Source organism: Caviibacter abscessus, assembly GCF_001517835.1.
In the GTDB taxonomy this organism is placed as follows: domain Bacteria; phylum Fusobacteriota; class Fusobacteriia; order Fusobacteriales; family Leptotrichiaceae; genus Caviibacter; species Caviibacter abscessus.
The window spans coordinates 67,631-86,441 of sequence record NZ_LOQG01000011.1; the positions used below are offsets into that span (position 1 = coordinate 67,631).

Consider the following 18,811-nt stretch of genomic DNA (forward strand, 5'->3'; position numbering starts at 1 on the left):
TACACTTTAATAAATTTTTATAAAAATTTACTACTATCCTAATTTTTTAACTTTTAGAGACAATCTTGACTTTGTTCTAGATGCTGTATTTTTCTTTAACACACCTTTTGTTACCGCTTTATCAAGTTCTTTAAATGATACAGATAATGCTGCCTTAGCTTCGTCGACATTGTTGCTTTCAACAGCTGCGATAACTTTTTTAACGAAAGTTTTAACTCTACTCTTTATTGCTTGATTTCTAAGTCTGTTTCTTTCTCCTAAAACAATTCTTTTCTTAGATGATTTAGTATGTGCCATTCTTCCTCCTTTTACCATTCATCTTTAGTTACCTACGTATAGTAACATTTTTAAATAAAAAAATCAATATTCTTTTAAAGACATTTTATATTTTATGTTTTATAGCTTATTTTACTACTTTTTTCTTAATTCATCAATTTCTGATTTTATAACTGTAACTTTTGGTCCAAACACAACTTGAACTCCGCTTGTTCCTACTTTCATAACAGCTTTAGCTCCGTTTTCTTTTAAAGTTGCTTCATCTATTATATTTGAATTTACAACTTCAAGTCTTAATCTTGTTATACAAGCTTCAACATTTAATAAGTTTTCTTTTCCACCTAAAGCTTCTAATATTATTTTTGATTGCTCAGTTATATTTGTTTTATTTTCATTTGATGATATTTTTTCGTCATCGTCATCTTCTCTTCCAGGTGTTTTCAAATCAAATTTTAAAATTACTGCTCTAAATAAGAAATAATAAACAGTAAAGTATATTATACCTAAAGGTAATATACGAAGCCAATGAGATTTTAAGTTTCCTTGTAATATTCCAAATAAGAAAAAGTCAATTAATCCACCTGAAAACGTTAATCCAATAGGAATATTAAATATGTGCATTAACGTGAAAGCAATACCAGCAAATATACAATGTATGAAGTATAAAAAGGGTGCAACAAATAAGAAAGTAAATTCTATAGGCTCTGTAATTCCTGTTAATACTGCTGTAAAGGCAGCAGAAAATAGTAAACTCTTAACTTTTGATCTTTTATTTTTCTTTGAAACTGTATACATTGCAAGTGCTGCTGCTGGTAAACCAAACATCATAAGTAAGAATTTACCTGACATAAATCTTGCATACTCTATTGAATACGGACCTACAAAATTTGGGTCTCCTAATTCAGCAAATAATATGTTTTGTGCTCCCTCTACTAATCTACCAGCTATTTCTTTACTTCCACCAACTGCTGTTTGCCAAAATGGTAAATAAAATACATGGTGAAGCCCAAATGGTATTAATGCTCTTTCTGTGAACCCGAATATAAAAGTACCTGCATACCCTAATAAATTTATTAAACTACCTATACTTAAAATTCCAATTTGAATATAAGGCCAAACAAAATATGAGATAATTCCAGTTAAAATTGCAGTAATTGCAGATATTATAGGAACGAACTTTGTACCTGAAAAAAATGCTAACATTTCAGTCAACTGTATTTTATAATACTTATTATGTAAATACGCCACAATTAAACCAGCTATTATTCCACCAAAAACTCCCATTTGAAGTGATTCAATTCCTAAAACCATAGTCTTTGAACCCGCAGGTAAAACTGGGTTAAATGCTTCTAATAATGACGATATTGTTCTGTGCATTACTAAAAAGAAAATTGCTGATGAAAAAGCAGATATTTCTTTTTCTGAAAATGCAAAGGCTATTGCAACCGCTATTGCAAAAATAAGTGGAAGATTTGAAAATATTATATCACCCGCTTTACTGATAGTACTAAATATATGATATAGTGGTAATTTAGTTGTCATTGAATAAACACCATTTTCATATAAAACTGTTCCTAAAACACTTTCCATTTTATATAACTTAATATTAACTGGATTAGTAAATACAGCTCCTATTGCTAAAAATAAACCTGCTATTGGAAGTACAGCTATTGGCAACATAAATGCCTTACCTAATGCTTGTATTTTGCTTAATACTTTATCTTTCATTTATCCTCCTATATATTTTTTGCATATAACGCAAACGATTACAATTTTATTAGAGTATACCACAAATATTTAAAATGTAAAGATGTAAAACAAAAAAAGCAGGCATTTTCCCTGCTTCATATATATTTTTTTCAATTCATAAGCATTACATTAATTTATCAAGTTCTTCTTTTATAACACTCACTTTTGGTCCAAATACAACTTGTATTATCCCGTCTTTTTTCAATACTCCTATTGCCTTATTATCTTTAAGTGCTTGTTCATCAACTACATTTTCATCTTTTGTTTTAACAAATAGTCTTGTTGAACACGCTTCAAGGCTCGTTATATTTTCTCTTCCCCCAAATGCGTTTACAATATTATTTGCTTGTTCTCCAAGAGTTATTTTTTTAGTACTATCTTCTGTATTTGATTTTTGATTTTCTTCTCCACTTCCAGTATTAAAATTTGACTTAGGTAGCATGAATACAAGTATTTTTTTAATAAACTTTTCTTTCATTTTTATCCTCCTAATTTGTAATCTGAATCTATGTAATCGTTTACATAATTCTTAACATATTATATCACTTTTTTTATAAATGTAAAGCAAAATAATAAAACTTTTTACAAAGCTGTTATAAAAAATACACCTTTAATTTCGTTATCCGAAATTAAGGGTGCATAATTTTTATATATTATTTCACTGAAATTTGAATAAATACAGGGTCATGATCTGAGAATCTACCTTGTTTTTCTGTAAATTCAGAATTTAAGTGTATATATTGAACTTTTGAATTTTTCGCATATTTTTTATTTAAAACAATATGATCAAGAATTTGAGTTACTCCTTGGAAAACATATGAATATCTTTCATTAAGCGGAACTAAGTATGCAGAAGATATAAAGTTTTTTCCAACCATTTTCTTCATTGTTGGTGAAAATTCATAATCATTCATATCTCCCATAGATAATATTATTGCATTTTTATCATAGCTTAATATCTTATCCATAAATTTACCTATAACTTCTCCCTCAGGTATTCTAACTATTTCAGATCTTCTAACTTTAGCTTTATCATTTATCCATAATTTATCATCGCTTCTCTTTGATTTTAAGTGATTTGCAATTACAAATACATTTTTACCTTTGAAAGTTAAATGTGCAACTATAGGTTTTCTTACTTCCTTAAAGTTTTCATCATTATTTCCAAGTCTTCCAGGGTTATATGTTAATCTAACTTTTGAACCTTTTTTAATAACATCTGTATCTACTTTTGTTGTCCCTTGATTTACTGAAACAGCTTTTAATCTATCTTTTCTGTATAAAATTACGTTTCTTATATTTGCATTAGGCCAACCACCATCTTGTAAATGCTCAGGATTTACAGTCATATACTCATATTTTGGTCCTCCTGCTTTTACAATTGCAGTTATTATTGCATTTATATTTTCAACTGCTGTTGTCTCTTTTGATTCACTTTCAGGTCCATTATCATCCATTACTTCTATTAAAGTTAAAATGTCAGGTTTTTTTAATGTTTCAACAACTTCTTTAGCTAATTGTTCAACTCTTCCAGGTATCATATCTCTATGAAAGTTTTCAATATTGTATGAAACTACATTTAATTTTGATTTATCGTAATTATATTTTAAAGTTTCAGGTTTATGATTTGTTAATATAAACATATCTTTATTTAATTTTTGACCTCTTAAAGCCCACACATCATAATCAAAACTTACATTTCCTGTTAAATAATCTTTTACTTTATCATAAGTATGTACCATTAACTCATCTTCAGAAAATTTTTCTGATAATCCTTGCATATACTTAATTCTATTTGGTTGTTCGTTATCATATGAATAAACTCCACCACCATATATATTGCTATTTTCAATTTTACCATATGTTAAATACACATTTGAGTACTTATAATCAATAGCTGTAACTAATGGTTTTTCAACTTTAACAAGCATTCCTTCTAAACTTTCAAAATAATTTACTATATCAGGTATATTTGAAAACTCTTTTAAAGTTACTGCTTCAACTTTATTATCACTTGAAATAACTGTAACACTTGTTGCTTGTATGCTTGTTTCTGTAGGATTACTTTTATTAAATTTACTAAATTGTATTTCTTTAACAAGCCCATCTACACTTACTTTATCTCCAACTTTTACATTTTCTTTTGTTTCTACCCAAATAGCATCAGAAGTTTTATCGTTACCATCACCTTTATCTTGCATATAAAATCCTTGATTATATTTGCTTTTAAATGTATTTGTTACCACACCTTCAACTTTATCTACTTCTTTACCTGCATAAGCTGATACCATACCTTCACCTTGTATTTGAGGTATAGTTATAGCAGTAGAAATTATTGAAAATACTGCTGATAATATTACAAATGTCTTTTTCATTAATTTTCCCCTTTCATTTATTCCCTGTATTACATTATATCCATATTTTAAAAAAATACAATATATTGATAAATTAAAATTTAAGTGTTATAATTATTTAATAACTAAAAGGAGATTTTTGAGTATGAAAAGTGAAGACAAAAGTTTTAAATTTGTACTTTTGCTTTGTTGGGTTATACCGATATTCGCACCAGTCGTCATATATGCGTTTCAGCCAAAATTTTTATCTAAAAGAAGTAGATTTGTTGTTTGGCAATTACTTAACAAGCAAGTAAGTATGTCCCTACTATATTATGCCGTTTTTGTTGGACTTTTAAGAGTTGTTTCAACAGGGAATAATCAAAGTGTCGTCTTTAGATCAATAGCTTTTTTAGTCATTACTTTTGTATGCTCTATGATCTGGCAACTTAGATATACTTTAAAATGGATTAAAGGCGAATATGTAGAATACAAGTACATACTAAAATTATTTAGTAAATGGTAGAAAGGATACAACACAAAAATGAAAGAATTAAACGGAAACTATAATCCCGCCGAATTTGAAACCAAATTATATAAAACATGGGAAAATAATAAATATTTTAATGCAGATACAAATAGTGAAAAACCTGCATTTTCAATGATACTACCCCCACCTAATGTTACAGGTATACTTCACATAGGGCACGTTATGAACATGTCCGTTCAAGATGCCGTTATAAGATATAAAAGAATGAGTGGATATAATGCTTTATGGTTACCAGGAACAGATCATGCAGGTATTGCAACACAAAATAAAGTTGAGAGAATGCTACATGATATGGGTACATCAAAAGAACAAATAGGTAAAGAAGAATTTATCAAAAAAACTTGGGAATGGAAACATAAATACGGAAATATAATAACTGAACAATTTAGAAAAGTTGGATCATCATTTGATTGGACTAGAGAAAAATTTACTATGGACGAAGATGTTTCAAAGGCAGTTAAAGAAGCTTTTGTTAAATTATATAATGATGATTTAATCTATCAAGGCGAATACATAGTAAACTGGTGTCCAAAAGATAAAACTGCACTTGCAGATGATGAAATTAATCATGAAGAAAAAGATAGTTTTATTTGGCACATTACTTATAATATAAAAGATAGCGATGAAAAATTAATTGTTGCAACTACAAGACCTGAAACAATATTAGGTGATACCGGTGTTGCTGTAAATCCAAATGATGACAGATACAAACATCTTATAGGTAAATTTGCGATTTTACCATTAATTAATCGTGAAATACCTATAGTTGCTGATGAATATGTCGAAATGGAATTTGGAACAGGTTGCGTTAAAATGACTCCATCTCACGATCCTAATGACTTTGAAGTTGCTAAAAGATGTAATCTTGAATATATAAATATATTAACTCCTGATGCTCACATAAATGAAAATGGTGGAAAGTATTGTGGATTAGATAGATTTGAAGCAAGAAAAGTTATATTAAAAGATCTTGAAGAATTAGGTTTACTTGTTAAAACTGAAAACCACAAAAATTCAGTAGGTCATTGCTATAGATGTAATACCATTATTGAACCTCGTATATCTAAACAATGGTTTGTTAGAATGAAACCCCTTGCAACTAGAGCTTTAGAAGTTGTAAAAAATGGAGAAATAACATTTACTCCTAAAAGAATGGAAAAAATTTACTATAATTGGTTAGAAAATATTAGAGATTGGTGTATCTCAAGACAAATATGGTGGGGACATCAAATACCTGCATACTATGATCAAAATGGTAAACTTTATGTTGCAAAATCACTTGAAGAAGCACAACAAAAAGCAGGAGAAGATAAAATACTTACACAAGAAACTGATGTACTTGATACTTGGTTTTCTTCAGCTCTTTGGCCTTTTACAACTTTAGGTTGGCCTAGTAAAACAGCTGATATGAGTACATTCTTTCCTACAAATACACTTGTTACAGCAGCAGATATAATATTTTTCTGGGTTGCTCGTATGATAATGATGAGCTTATACATAACAGATAAAGTACCATTTAATTATGTATATTTCACAGGTATTATTCGTGATGAAATGGGAAGAAAAATGAGTAAATCTCTTGGAAATTCTGTTGATCCTTTAGAAATTATAAAAAATAAAGGTGCAGATGCTCTAAGATTTAGTTTATTATTTAACATTACTCAAGGTCAAGATCTTAAATTTAATGATTCATTAGTTGAAATGGGCTCAAACTTTGCTAATAAAGTATGGAATGCCTCAAAATTTGTAATATCAAATTTAAAAGATTTTGATAATAATATAAGTATAATAGATTTAGATTTTAAACTTGAAGATTCTTGGATAATATCAAGACTTAATAATACTTCTGCTTTAATTAATAAAAATATGGAAGAATATAACATAGACCAAAGTTGTAAACTTGCATTTGAATTTTTCAAAGGAGATTTTTGCGATTGGTATGTTGAAATAGCTAAAACAAGAATATACAACGCAACAGATGAAACAGATAAAAAAACAGCCCAATGGGTTTTAAGATATGTTTTAGATAACGCATTAAAACTTCTTCATCCATTTATGCCATTTATAACAGAAGAAATTTGGCAAATTATAAAAATAAATGGTGAAACAATAATGCTTGAAAATTATCCTACTCTTGATAAAACATTAGTTGACACAAATATCGAAAAACAATTTTCGTTCTTACAAAATGTAATATCTAATGTTCGTAATATCAGAGCAGAAGCCGGTGTATCACCAGCTAAAAAAATTGAAATAATTTATAAAACACAAAATGAGGAAGAAAAACAAATATTAATAAATAATCCTAAAATTTTAAACAAATTAGCTAATATTGAAAAAGTTTCAGATACTGATGTACCAAGTCTGGTTGGTTCAAGAGTTTGTGGTGAAACTCAAATATTTGTTCCTTTAGCAGATTTAATTGATAAAGATAAAGAAATCGAAAAAATTAATAAAGAAATTGAAAAGGTTCAAAAAGAACTTGATAGAGTTATGGCAAAATTAAATAATGAGGCGTTCATCTCAAAAGCACCTAAAGCTGTTATTGATAAAGAAAACATGATTAAAGATGAACTTAGTTCAAAAATTAGTAAACTAAAAAATAATTTGGATTTATATATTAATTAGGAGGAAAAATGAATGCACTATTTTGGGGATTAGCTGCTGGAATCTTTTTGATTATTGAAGTTATAATCCCAGGGCTTATTTCAATTTGGATGGCTTTAGCATCTTTCATTTTATTATTTATCTCATTCATACTAAAAGATACTAATATCCAGATTTTAATATTCTTAACACTTACTTGTATCTTTATTTTTATAACTAGACCGCTAGTTATGAAAAAAATAAAAAGTAGTGTTGAAGAAAATATAAATATTAAAATAATTGCTGTTGTTAATACTGAAACTGAAATAAAAGAATACAATATAAGGTATAAAGGTACTATATGGACAGCAATATCAAATGATGTTTTTGAGGTAGGAGATATTATAAAAATAAAAAGCTTTACAGGAAATAAAGTGAATATAGAAAGGATAAGTGAATAGTATGTTTTTACCATCATTAATCATTATAGTTTTTGGAATTTTAATTTCATTAATTATTAATGGTATTAAAATTGTACCGGAATCAAAAGTTTTTATTGTGCAAAGATTAGGAAAATATCATGTTCAATTAAATGCAGGATTTCATATTATAAATCCATTTTTAGACAATGTTATAAAAAAAGTAAGCCTTAAAGAAACAGTTAAAGATTTTGATCCTCAACCTGTTATAACAAAAGATAATGCCACTATGTTAATAGATACTGTAGTTTATTTTCAAATAACTGCTCCAAAATTATACACTTATGGCGTTGAAAATCCAATACTTGCTATTGAAAATTTAACAGCAACTACTTTAAGAAATATTATTGGGGATTTAACAGTAGACCAAACATTAACTTCAAGAGACACAATAAACTCAAAAATGAGAATGGAACTTGATGAAGCTACTGACCCTTGGGGAATTAAAGTAAATCGTGTTGAATTAAAAAGTATTTTACCTCCTGAAGAAATAAGGGAAGCAATGGAAAAAGAAATGAAAGCTGAAAGAGTTAAAAGAGCAACAGTGTTAGAAGCTCAAGCCACTAAAGAAGCTGCTATACTTATTGCAGAGGGTGAAAAAACTGCTGCTATATTAAAAGCTGAAGCTGAGAAAGAAGTTAGAATTAAAGAAGCTGAAGGACAAGCAAGAGCAATATTAGAACTTAAAAAAGCTGAAGCTGACGGTATTAAATTACTAAATGAAAATGTTCCTGAAGACAAAATTTTAAGATTACAAGCTTTAAAAACATTAACTGAAGTAGCAGACGGTAAAGCTACAAAAATTATTATTCCTAGTGAAATACAATCATTAGCTGGTCTTGTAACAAGCTTTAAAGAACTATAACTAATAAAAATAAGCTGTTGAAATATATTTAATTTTTCACAGCTTATTATTTTTTTACTTTTTTAATTCAATTATCATAAGAAATTCATCATTTTCATAATAAATCCTTATGTCATCAGCAAGGATAAAAAGAAGTTCTAATTCATCTTCATCACTATTTTCACCCATTAATTCCCAATAAAAATCGTATTCTAAATCTTTATGTCTTGCAAAATTAGAAGTTATATATTCCATTTCTTTTTCACTAATATTTATCTTTGACTTTGCTGATATTTCAAATACTTTTTCTTTTTCAGATATATTTATATTAATCTCTTTTCCCTTTTTTTCTAGTAAAAACTTTAAAACTTCGTCTGCCATTTTGACTAATTTCATCTTCTGCTCTTGCACCTAAAATTCCTCCTTTTATTTCTTCAATTACAGGAACATATACAGAGGCTAAAATGCCTGCTGCCAGTCCATTATTATACAAGTTTATTCCCCCGTGTATAACGCCTATTCTAACTGCTAAAGCGTAATGTAATATTCCAGCTATTATACCGGCTGTTATTCCAAATTTTCCAGAAATTGGAGCTAATGTTGTAGAAAAAAACATTGTCATAAGTAATATTGTAGGTTCTATTTGTATTTTAAATAAATATGGAGCTAAAGATACACCAATTATCAAGGGCAATACATTTTTAATATGTTTTCCAAATCCTCCAAATGCTACAATTGTAAGCATTGAACAAATTACAGGTCCATTTAAAACTCCATATAATTTTGAAATTAAAACTGATATTAAACCTAAAGTTCCCATATTTAATATAACGGCATAAAAGCCTTCTTTTTGTACAAAATCCGTAACTAATCTTCCAGTATGCCCATATATTGAAATCATATTCGTTTTTATTTTTTTATCGTAAAATAATCCTATAAAAATCAGTATTAAAAAGTATACTATAAAAAAATAAAAAACTCTATTATCAAACTTCATATAATAAACAGTATTTATATCAAAATTTATTCCATAAGCACTTATTATTGAATATATTACAATTCCTAAAAGTCCTCCAGAAAGCCCACTATTATACAAACTGTATCCATTATGAAAATGCAAAGCTTGTTTAGATATAACTGGCATTATAAATCCAACTATTATTCCTATAAATATACCATAAATTCCTAATGAACTTACTACTGGAGCAAGTGTTGTAGAAAGCATTGAAATTGCAACTACAGTTTTATATCTTTTATTAAACAAAACAGCGTATAAATATGTTCCTATATAAAAAGGTATAATGTTTACTCCATTTTTACCCATAAATCCAAATGAAAGTATAATAAATAATGACATTATTAGCAGTCCATTTAGTCTTAACCTCAATTTATATATCAAAAATATATTTGCAAGAGTTATTAAAGCTGAATTTAAAAATGCTGCTCCTATATTTCCTATAATAAAATAATCGGATATCAAAATATCATTAGATCTAAAGATATTTATCATACCAATAAAAATCTTTTGAGGACTTTCTAAATAAAATGCAAAAATAACCATCATTATAGGTAATATTGATATAATTAAATACTCTTTTTTTTGTTCATTCATTTAATCGCCCCCTTATATAAAAAATGTAGTATAAAATACTACATTTTGTCAATAAATTCTTTTATTTTTTCATATGGTAACACCATACAGTCTTCAAGAACTTTTTCAAAAGTATTACCTATACATGAATATAAATCAACATTTTTAATATTTTCATCATTTACATATCTTTTTATCCATTCAATATGTTTAATTAAACTTTCGTTATTTTTCATTTCATTTTCTAATTCATTTACATTATTTACTTTATTTAAAATAATGCTTAAATCACTCATTTCAGTTTTAAGTCTACTTGGTAGTACTGCAAGTCCCATAACTTCAATAAGTCCTATATTTTCTTTTTTTATATTGTGATACTCACTATGTGGGTGATAAATTCCAAGAGGATACTCATCTGTTGTTAAATTATTTCTTAAAACCAAATCAAGTTCATACTCGTTATTTTTAAATCTTGCTATCGGAGTTATAGTATTATGTCTTAGCTCCTTTGTATGACTTACAATAGGTTCTTCATTATATTTTATCCATCTTGCCAATATTTCATCTGCAGTTTTTACTATTTCTTTTTCATCAGCACTGTTTAATCTTATCACTGACATAGGCCAATTAACTATACTTATATCCACATTTCCTATAGTTTTTATTTTAGTTTTACTAGCAACTTCCATTGCAAAAGTATATTTTCCTGTTTGAAAATGATCATGACTTAAAATAGATCCTCCAACTATTGGTAAATCAGCATTAGAACCAATAAAATAATGTGGAAATTTTTTTACAAATTCTATAAGTCTTTCAAAAGTATTTTTATCTATTTTCATAGGTCTAATTTCAGATGAAAATACAATTGAATGTTCGTTATAATATGTATATGGTGAATATTGAAAATACCAATCTTCATTACTCAAATTAAGTTTTATAATTCTATGATTTTGTCTTCCAGGATAATTAATACGTCCACTGTATCCTTCATTTTCTTTACAAAGCATTGATTTTGGGTATGAAGCCATAGGTGCATTTCTTTCTAATGCTATTTGTTTAGGATCTTTTTCAGGTTTAGATAAATTTATAGTAATGTCTAATTGACCATACTTACTTTCATACTTATAACATACATTTTTTTCTATTCTGTCAGTTCTAATATAATTAGATTTTCTTGACAAATCATAAAAATACTCTGTTGCAAACTCAGGATTTTTACCATATTCTAACCAAAACTTCTTATTAATCTCACTTGGCATTTTTATTATTTGTCCCATTATTTTAGAATTAAGTAAATCTTCATATGCTAGTATATTTTCTTTAAGTTTTCTATTCATTTTTGCCCAATTTACAATACTATCTAAAATTTCAACAGGATAAATCATATTTTTTATTGCATTTTCATCAATTTCAGTTTCTTCAAAATCTTCTATATTAAGTAAATCAAGTATTCTATTTCTAACTAAAATTTTGTCTTCATTATCAATAAGACCATTTATATTTGAGTATAAAATTAATTTCTCTATTTCTTCGTATATGTTCATTCTATATCCTTAATATTTTTTATTTTTCTCCCATTTCCAAGCTGATGATATTATATCTTCTAAGTTATACTTAGGCTTAAATCCTAATTCTTTTATTATTTTTTCAGGATCTGCAATAAGTATTGCAGGATCTCCAGCTCTTCTATCAGTTTCCTCAACTTTAAAGTCTACTTTTGTAATATCTTTTACTGTATTTATTATTTCTCTAACTGAATATCCAGTTCCATTACCTAAGTTATAATCAAGAGAAACATTTTCGTTTAGCATTTTCTCCATACTTACTATATGTGCCACTGCTAAATCATAAACGTGTATATAATCTCTTATGCAAGTTTTATCAAAAGTATGATAATCTGTTCCATATATTTTTATACTATCTCTAACACCATTTGCAGTTTTTACAACAAGTGGTATTAAATGCGTTTCTGGATTATGACTTTCTCCAATAAGACCATCTTCATCAGAACCGGCAGCATTAAAGTATCTTAAAACTACACTTTTTAATCCATATGCTCTTTCAAAATCTTTTAACATATGTTCTACCATTAATTTTGACATCCCATATGGATTTATAGGATTTTGTGGATGAGTTTCTTTAATTTTTGATTCTATAGGCTCACCAAAAGTTGCAGCTGTTGAGCTGAATACAAAATATTTTACGTTACTTTCAACCATTTGATTAAGTAAATTTATTACTTTTCCTACATTATTTTCATAATATTTACCAGGTTCTATAACTGATTCTCCAACTTCAATAAATGCAGCAAAATGCATTACAGCATCAATATTTTCATTTTCAAATACTTCTTTTAAGTGATTTCTATCTCCTAAATCTCCAATTATAAGTTTTACATCTAATATATCAGCAACTTCTTTATGTCCTTTTGATAAATTATCATATATTATTGGATTATAGCCTTGTTTTTTCAAAAGATTAACAGTATGTGATCCTATGTATCCTGCTCCACCAATAACTAAAATATTTTTCATTTTTCTTCCCCTTTTTCAAATATTAATTCAGTAAAAGAATAATATGGTTTATCTTTTGTTGTTAAATTATGAAAATCTTTTCCTAAATTTATTCCGTTTGTATAATCTTGCGTTTCAAGTGCTACACCTAAATGCTTAGGATTTTTTTCTATATTATCTACCGGTTCAACTTCATCTAAAAAATTACCTACATACATAACAACTGCTCTTTGATTTGTTTTAATTTTCATAGTAATTCCATTTACATTAGATTTCAATAAAATATCATATTCATTATTTTTCTTATTTAATGAAAAACAGTGATCAAAATAATAACTAATTTTAAATTGTTTTTCATTTGAATTAATATCTTCATTAAGATATTTACCAGCTCTAAAATCAAAAACTGTATTATCAACACTTTTTATATTTTCTGAAATCATATCATTTGCAAGCTCTAAATATTTGTCAGAATTAATTTTTATATAATGATTAAGTGCTGTTTCTTTTAATCCAGATAAATTAAAATATGAATGACTTGTTAAATTTATATATGTAGTTTCATTAGTTGTTGCAAAATATTCCATTTTTATTTTATCACTTTTTTCATCAACTGTATATATCACTGTAAACATAACTTTTCCAGGATATTTACTATTATTTTCATCAAAATATTCTAATTTAATTCCATTTTTTAAAATGGTTCCTTTAAATATTTTATTATGTAAGCCGTCTATACCACCATGATTATTGTTGTTTCCATCATTTTTATCAAGTTTGTATGTAGTATCTCCAATATTAAAACTTGCATCTTTAATTCTACCTGCTGTTCTTCCTACTAAAGCTCCCATATATGATGGATTATTTATGTAGCAAGAATAGTCAGAATACGATAAAACCATATTCTGACTATTATAAATTATTTTTTCTATTATACAACCTAAATTTAATATACTCACTTCAAAGCCATTATCTTTTTTTATATTGTATCTTACAATATTGTCCGATATATTAAAGCTAGTTATTTTCATATTATCTACCTTTTTTATATTTCAACATATCTATTGCTACTGCAAAAATTATTATTAAACCTTTAATAATATATTGCCAGTAAGGATTTACACCTATATATGAAAGACCATAGTTTATAACAGTGAAAATTATAACCCCAAGAACTACACCTGAAATTTTACCAACACCGCCTGAAAATGATACTCCACCTATAACGCAAGCTCCAATAGCATCCATTTCATACATGAATCCCATGTTATTTGTAACTGAACCTACACGTGCAGCCTCTAAAAATCCACCTGTAGCATACATTATTCCTGATAAAACATATACAAGTATTAGTGTTTTAACTACATTAACTCCTGATACTACAGCAGCTTCTGGATTTCCACCAACAGCAAATAAGTTTTTACCAAATACTGTTTTATTCCATAGTATCCACATAAATATTACTGCAATTATTGCATATATTACTAATTTTGGTATTTGCATACCGCCAATTTCAATAAATTGTGATATTGAACTATATTTCATATCAAAACTTGCAACTGGCTTATTTCCAATATATTCATAATATAGTGAATTTATTCCGTAAACAATAGTCATAGTTCCCATAGTTGTAACAAATGGAACAACATTTAATTTTGCAACTATAATACCATTAAATAATCCAATTACAGCTCCAATAGCCATTACTAATAAAAGAACCAATAAAGGATTAGGAGTTGATAAACTAGGATATACCTTTGTTGAAACTCCAAATCTTTGAAGTAATGAACCTGCTACAACTGCTGCAAGTCCAACTTGTCTACCTGCTGATAAATCTGTTCCCTGTGTAACAATTATACCCGCAACACCAAGTGCTAATATCATTCTTACTGATGATTGAACTAATATATTTTTAAAGTTTATTATACCTAAAAATGTAGGATCTTTTGCTATTATTCCAAATATTAATACTATCAATACCAGATATATTCCTCTATCAAGTAGAAGATTTTTTAATTTTTGATTTTTCATTTTTCCTCCCGTTATAGATACATTGCTGTTAATCTTAATATTTCTTCTTGTGATGTTGTTTTTGTATCAACAATTCCGGCAACTCTACCGTTACTCATTACTAAAATTCTATCTGTAACTCCTAATAATTCAGGCATTTCTGATGATATCATTATTACACCCTTATCATTTTTTGCAAGATTTATCATAAGTTGATATATTTCATATTTTGCTCCAACATCTATACCTCTTGTAGGTTCGTCCATAAGAAGAACCTCAGGTTGAGTTAAAAGCCATCTTCCAATAATTACTTTTTGCTGATTCCCACCAGATAAGTTACCTATATTTGTTTTTTGAGATGGCGTTTTAACTTTCATACTATCTATAACCCATTTAGTTTCATCTGTTATTAAAGCATCATTTAAAAGTCCATATTTTGTTTTATATGCTCTTACATTAGATATTATTGAATTAAATTTAATATCCAACATTGAAAATAAACCTGTTCTTCTTCTGTCTTCCGTTATTAGTGCTATTCCATTTTTTATAGCATCTTTAGGCTCTTCTATATTTATTTCATTACCATGTAATATTATTTGTCCTTCATCTTTAGGTAAAACTCCAAATATAGTTTCAACTATTTCAGTTCTTTTTGAACCTACCAATCCTGCTATACCAAGTATTTCACCTTTTTTCAAATCAAAATTAATATCTTTTAATACTTTTGAATTTAGATTTTTTATTTCCATGATAACATCTTTTGGCACATTATCTTTTGCTGGAAATCTATTAGTAAGTTCTCTACCTACCATTAAATTTATTATTTCATCTGTTGATAAGTCTGCCACTGTTCTTGTTGTTATCCATTGACCATCTCTTAAAATAGTTATTTCATCACAAATCGCTTTTATTTCTTCCATTTTATGTGAAATATATACAATTCCTACTCCATTTCCTTGCAGCTGTTTTATTATTCTAAATAAATGCCCTACTTCATTTTCAGTTAAAGAAGATGTTGGTTCATCAAGAATTAAAACTTTAGAATTATATGACACAGCTTTTGCTATTTCTAGCATTTGCATTTGAGATACACTTAAATTTTCAACTTTTTCTCTAGGATCTATTTTTATATCCAACTTTTTGAAAATCTCTAAAGTATCTTTATACATTTTATCTTCATCAACTAATCCATATTTTTTAGGATATCTACCAAGCCAGATATTATCCATAACATTTCTTTGAACAACTTGATTTAGTTCTTGATGAACCATAGAAACTCCGTGTTCTAAAGCATCTTTTGAATTTATAAAAGCTATTTCTTGCCCTTCTAATTTAATTGTTCCCGTATCTTTTATATATATTCCGAATAAGCATTTCATAAGAGTTGATTTACCAGCACCATTTTCACCCATAAGTGCATGAACACTGTTTGGCTTTATTTTAAGTTGAACATTTTGTAATGCCTTAACTCCGGGAAATTCTTTTGATATATTTTCCATTTCCAGCACATATTTTGTCATTATTTTTCTCCCTTGCTAAGAAAAAGATACCCATTTAAGGTATCTTTTTCTAAATGGTTATAAAACTTATTTTTTATATTCTTTATAATTATCAATATCTACACCAACATAAGGTACTCTTACAGATTTATCTACTAATTTCCATTCAGTTCCTTCTACTGCATCTTTACCATTTGCAAGATTTATTGCTAAATCAAGAGTTGCTTTAGCTTGATTTTTACCATCATTTAATACTGTTCCTAAAATTTCTTGAGTTTCAATTAATAATAAAACTTCTTGAAGAGCGTCAACACCATATATAGGTAATTTTTTATTGTGTGCTTTTGTTGCTTCTAATGCACCTAATGCCATACCATCATTATTAGAAAGTATAACTTCTACTGCATTTCCTTTAGGAGAAGATAACCAAGCATCAACTTTATCTTTAGCTTGAGCTGCATCCCATAAAGCTGTATCTTCAAATACTTTTTCAGTCTTATATCCTAATTCATTTAATTTTTTAATAACATATTCTGTTCTTGCTTCTGCATCTGGATGTCCAGGTTCTCCCTTAAGCATTGCATATTGAATTATTCCGTCTCCATTTAAATCTAATTTAGGATTTGCTTTCCAGTGTTTAGCTACTAATTCACCTTGAAATTCTCCAGATTGTTCAGGATTATTTCCTACATAATATGCTTTATCATATAATTTTAAAGCTTCTATACCTGGATCTTTGTTAAATAATACGATAGGTATGTTGGCTGCTTTTGCTTTTTCAATTATAGTAGGACCTGCTGATGGATCAACTAAATTTATTGCTAAAACATCTACACCTTTTGATATTAGCGTATCAATTTGATCATTTTGAATTGATTGTTGATTTTGTGAGTCATTTAATGCTAATTCAACATTTGGATGTTCTGCTGCAAATTTTACTAAATCATCTCTAAATGTTGCCATGAAGTTATCATCATATTTGTAAATAGTTACACCTATTTTGATTTTTTTACCTTCAGCGGCTGTAGTATCAGCTTTTTTTCCACAAGCAAATACAAATAGTAATGATACTAAGAAAACTAAAATTTTTTTCATAATTCCTCCCAATTATATTTTTTATTATTTTATTAACTTTAAATTTGAAAATAAATTAGACATTATTAGTGATAATGCTCCGTACTTTTCTACATTATCTCCTAATTTTGTTATATGTACTCTTATTTTACTGCCAAAATCATATGTCAATGACGAGTTTATACCTTTTTGAAAATTTTCTAAAAATACATTTCCCGAATAAATTATATCTCCTGAAACAATTACATCCCCAATATCTAATACATTCATTAAATTACCTATTGCTTCTCCAATTTTATATGAAACCACAGATACAGTCTGCATAATAAAAGGATCATCTTTTGCTTTTTCATATATTTGTTTTATCGTATAATTGTTATCAAATGATGTTAATGTAGATTTTTCATATTCTGATATAATCATTAGTTTTATTGATTTTTCAGAAAATTCTGCTTCAAGACATCCTGTCTTACCACATTTACAGACAAAATTTGAATGTTTATTGATAATAAAATGTCCTACCTCTCCTGCTTGACTATTAGAACCATAATACATATTACCATTTATTATCATTGCTCCACCAATGCCGTTTTTCATATAAATATAAAATACATTTGACTTATTTTTGGCGTTTCCTATCATTCTTTCTGCATTTAACATTGCTCTAACATCATTATCTATTACAACAGGTAAATTATACCTATCTTCTAAAAGCTCTCCTATTTTTAAATTTTTCCATTTAAAATATGGTGAAAATTTAGCAATTCTTTTTTTTACATCAGATACTCCATTTAATGCTAAACCTATTCCTATTATACTTTCTTTTTTATACTTATTTATATATTCATCAAGTTCAGATATTAATAAATTAACCAAACTTTCTTGTGTTTTTAAAAAAAATTTTTTTCTTCTTGATTCTATTATTTCTCCATTTAATGTACCTATGCAAATATCTATGAAATCTGCTCCAAAATTAACTCCAATTATATTTTTAAAATCACCATTTATTTTAATAACATTTCTTGGTCTTCCTCTTCCTGTACCTTTTTTTGGTTCATCTTCTATAATATAATTTCTTTGTTTTAATTTTTTTAATGTTTTAGATATAGCCGCAGGTGTTAAATCAAGTTTTTTTGCAAGTTCTAATGCTGTCATATCTCCATTTTCAAACACAGCATTTAATAGTATGTAGTCATTTGTTCTCAACTTATTATTTTCTTTCATAGTAAATATATACCCTTTTATTTTTAAAAAAACAAATTTTAGTATTAAAATATACCTTTTTTTATTAACAAATAAAAAAACTA

The 18,811-nt window shown here is 27.3% G+C and carries 17 protein-coding genes; 4 read left to right on the forward strand and 13 right to left on the reverse strand.

The window, feature by feature from the left end; genetic code table 11:
• Window positions 1-33: 33 nt before the first annotated feature.
• The 4 genes from rpsT to AWT63_RS02385 form a co-directional block, all read right to left on the reverse strand.
• A complete protein-coding gene (gene rpsT / locus AWT63_RS02370; RefSeq protein ID WP_068268144.1) occupies window positions 34-297 on the reverse strand; it encodes a 30S ribosomal protein S20 in 264 nt (87 codons plus the stop codon).
• A gap of 114 nt (window positions 298-411) precedes the next feature.
• Complete coding sequence (locus tag AWT63_RS02375; protein ID WP_068268147.1) at window positions 412-2,004, reverse strand: PTS transporter subunit EIIC; 1,593 nt, start codon at window positions 2,002-2,004, stop codon at window positions 412-414.
• A 145-nt stretch (window positions 2,005-2,149) separates the two neighbouring features.
• Window positions 2,150-2,503 (reverse strand): glucose PTS transporter subunit EIIB, encoded by a 354-nt coding sequence (locus AWT63_RS02380; RefSeq protein ID WP_068268149.1) that lies wholly within the window; start codon window positions 2,501-2,503, stop codon window positions 2,150-2,152.
• 175 nt (window positions 2,504-2,678) lie between these two features.
• Complete coding sequence (locus AWT63_RS02385) at window positions 2,679-4,400, reverse strand: endonuclease/exonuclease/phosphatase family protein (protein WP_068268151.1); 1,722 nt, start codon at window positions 4,398-4,400, stop codon at window positions 2,679-2,681.
• A 124-nt stretch (window positions 4,401-4,524) separates the two neighbouring features.
• Between AWT63_RS02385 and AWT63_RS02390 the strand changes: the two genes are divergently transcribed.
• Genes AWT63_RS02390 through AWT63_RS02405 form a run of 4 tightly spaced genes read left to right on the forward strand, consistent with a single transcriptional unit; the run spans window position 4,525 to window position 8,838 of the window.
• Window positions 4,525-4,884 carry a hypothetical protein gene (locus AWT63_RS02390; protein ID WP_068268153.1) on the forward strand — a complete coding sequence of 120 codons (360 nt, stop codon included), beginning with the start codon at window positions 4,525-4,527 and terminating at the stop codon, window positions 4,882-4,884.
• Between the two features lie 18 nt (window positions 4,885-4,902).
• Complete coding sequence (locus AWT63_RS02395) at window positions 4,903-7,536, forward strand: valine--tRNA ligase (protein ID WP_068268155.1); 2,634 nt, start codon at window positions 4,903-4,905, stop codon at window positions 7,534-7,536.
• Between the two features lie 8 nt (window positions 7,537-7,544).
• Entirely contained in the window at window positions 7,545-7,955 is a 411-nt protein-coding gene (locus tag AWT63_RS02400) for an NfeD family protein (RefSeq protein WP_068268159.1), read from the forward strand.
• Window position 7,956: 1 nt separating this feature from the next.
• Window positions 7,957-8,838 carry an SPFH domain-containing protein gene (locus tag AWT63_RS02405; RefSeq protein WP_068268161.1) on the forward strand — a complete coding sequence of 294 codons (882 nt, stop codon included), beginning with the start codon at window positions 7,957-7,959 and terminating at the stop codon, window positions 8,836-8,838.
• A 54-nt stretch (window positions 8,839-8,892) separates the two neighbouring features.
• On the opposite strand, the gene AWT63_RS02410 is transcribed toward AWT63_RS02405, so the two are convergent.
• The 9 genes from AWT63_RS02410 to AWT63_RS02450 all read right to left on the reverse strand — a co-directional run bounded on the left by AWT63_RS02410 (window position 8,893) and on the right by AWT63_RS02450 (window position 18,728).
• Complete coding sequence (locus AWT63_RS02410) at window positions 8,893-9,198, reverse strand: hypothetical protein (RefSeq protein WP_197407850.1); 306 nt, start codon at window positions 9,196-9,198, stop codon at window positions 8,893-8,895.
• A complete protein-coding gene (locus AWT63_RS02415) occupies window positions 9,146-10,429 on the reverse strand; it encodes a DUF1576 domain-containing protein (RefSeq protein WP_068268165.1) in 1,284 nt (427 codons plus the stop codon). The genes AWT63_RS02410 and AWT63_RS02415 overlap by 53 nt, the downstream gene beginning before the upstream one ends.
• A 38-nt stretch (window positions 10,430-10,467) precedes the next feature.
• Window positions 10,468-11,952, reverse strand: a complete 1,485-nt coding sequence (locus AWT63_RS02420; RefSeq protein WP_068268167.1) for a UDP-glucose--hexose-1-phosphate uridylyltransferase — start codon at window positions 11,950-11,952, stop codon at window positions 10,468-10,470.
• Window positions 11,953-11,961: 9 nt separating this feature from the next.
• Complete coding sequence (gene galE / locus AWT63_RS02425) at window positions 11,962-12,942, reverse strand: UDP-glucose 4-epimerase GalE (protein WP_068268169.1); 981 nt, start codon at window positions 12,940-12,942, stop codon at window positions 11,962-11,964.
• Window positions 12,939-13,952 carry an aldose epimerase family protein gene (locus tag AWT63_RS02430; protein ID WP_068268172.1) on the reverse strand — a complete coding sequence of 338 codons (1,014 nt, stop codon included), beginning with the start codon at window positions 13,950-13,952 and terminating at the stop codon, window positions 12,939-12,941. The genes galE and AWT63_RS02430 overlap by 4 nt, the downstream gene beginning before the upstream one ends.
• A gap of 1 nt (window position 13,953) precedes the next feature.
• Window positions 13,954-14,952: a galactose/methyl galactoside ABC transporter permease MglC gene (gene mglC, locus AWT63_RS02435; protein ID WP_068268174.1), complete on the reverse strand. Its 999-nt coding sequence runs from the start codon at window positions 14,950-14,952 to the stop codon at window positions 13,954-13,956.
• Between the two features lie 11 nt (window positions 14,953-14,963).
• Window positions 14,964-16,451 carry a galactose/methyl galactoside ABC transporter ATP-binding protein MglA gene (mglA, locus tag AWT63_RS02440; RefSeq protein WP_068268178.1) on the reverse strand — a complete coding sequence of 496 codons (1,488 nt, stop codon included), beginning with the start codon at window positions 16,449-16,451 and terminating at the stop codon, window positions 14,964-14,966.
• A 66-nt stretch (window positions 16,452-16,517) separates the two neighbouring features.
• Window positions 16,518-17,525 (reverse strand): galactose/glucose ABC transporter substrate-binding protein MglB, encoded by a 1,008-nt coding sequence (gene mglB, locus AWT63_RS02445; RefSeq protein WP_068268182.1) that lies wholly within the window; start codon window positions 17,523-17,525, stop codon window positions 16,518-16,520.
• A 24-nt stretch (window positions 17,526-17,549) separates the two neighbouring features.
• Window positions 17,550-18,728 (reverse strand): ROK family transcriptional regulator, encoded by a 1,179-nt coding sequence (locus AWT63_RS02450; protein ID WP_068268184.1) that lies wholly within the window; start codon window positions 18,726-18,728, stop codon window positions 17,550-17,552.
• Between the last annotated feature and the right edge of the window lie 83 nt (window positions 18,729-18,811).

Coding starts and splice junctions, on each gene's coding strand:
- rpsT (WP_068268144.1), bottom strand. CDS start 297: ATGGCACATACTAAATCATCTAAGAAAAGAATTGTTTTAGGAGAAAGA.
- AWT63_RS02375 (WP_068268147.1), bottom strand. CDS start 2,004: ATGAAAGATAAAGTATTAAGCAAAATACAAGCATTAGGTAAGGCATTT.
- AWT63_RS02380 (WP_068268149.1), bottom strand. CDS start 2,503: ATGAAAGAAAAGTTTATTAAAAAAATACTTGTATTCATGCTACCTAAG.
- AWT63_RS02385 (WP_068268151.1), bottom strand. CDS start 4,400: ATGAAAAAGACATTTGTAATATTATCAGCAGTATTTTCAATAATTTCT.
- AWT63_RS02390 (WP_068268153.1), top strand. CDS start 4,525: ATGAAAAGTGAAGACAAAAGTTTTAAATTTGTACTTTTGCTTTGTTGG.
- AWT63_RS02395 (WP_068268155.1), top strand. CDS start 4,903: ATGAAAGAATTAAACGGAAACTATAATCCCGCCGAATTTGAAACCAAA.
- AWT63_RS02400 (WP_068268159.1), top strand. CDS start 7,545: ATGAATGCACTATTTTGGGGATTAGCTGCTGGAATCTTTTTGATTATT.
- AWT63_RS02405 (WP_068268161.1), top strand. CDS start 7,957: ATGTTTTTACCATCATTAATCATTATAGTTTTTGGAATTTTAATTTCA.
- AWT63_RS02410 (WP_197407850.1), bottom strand. CDS start 9,198: ATGGCAGACGAAGTTTTAAAGTTTTTACTAGAAAAAAAGGGAAAAGAG.
- AWT63_RS02415 (WP_068268165.1), bottom strand. CDS start 10,429: ATGAATGAACAAAAAAAAGAGTATTTAATTATATCAATATTACCTATA.
- AWT63_RS02420 (WP_068268167.1), bottom strand. CDS start 11,952: ATGAACATATACGAAGAAATAGAGAAATTAATTTTATACTCAAATATA.
- galE (WP_068268169.1), bottom strand. CDS start 12,942: ATGAAAAATATTTTAGTTATTGGTGGAGCAGGATACATAGGATCACAT.
- AWT63_RS02430 (WP_068268172.1), bottom strand. CDS start 13,952: ATGAAAATAACTAGCTTTAATATATCGGACAATATTGTAAGATACAAT.
- mglC (WP_068268174.1), bottom strand. CDS start 14,952: ATGAAAAATCAAAAATTAAAAAATCTTCTACTTGATAGAGGAATATAT.
- mglA (WP_068268178.1), bottom strand. CDS start 16,451: ATGACAAAATATGTGCTGGAAATGGAAAATATATCAAAAGAATTTCCC.
- mglB (WP_068268182.1), bottom strand. CDS start 17,525: ATGAAAAAAATTTTAGTTTTCTTAGTATCATTACTATTTGTATTTGCT.
- AWT63_RS02450 (WP_068268184.1), bottom strand. CDS start 18,728: ATGAAAGAAAATAATAAGTTGAGAACAAATGACTACATACTATTAAAT.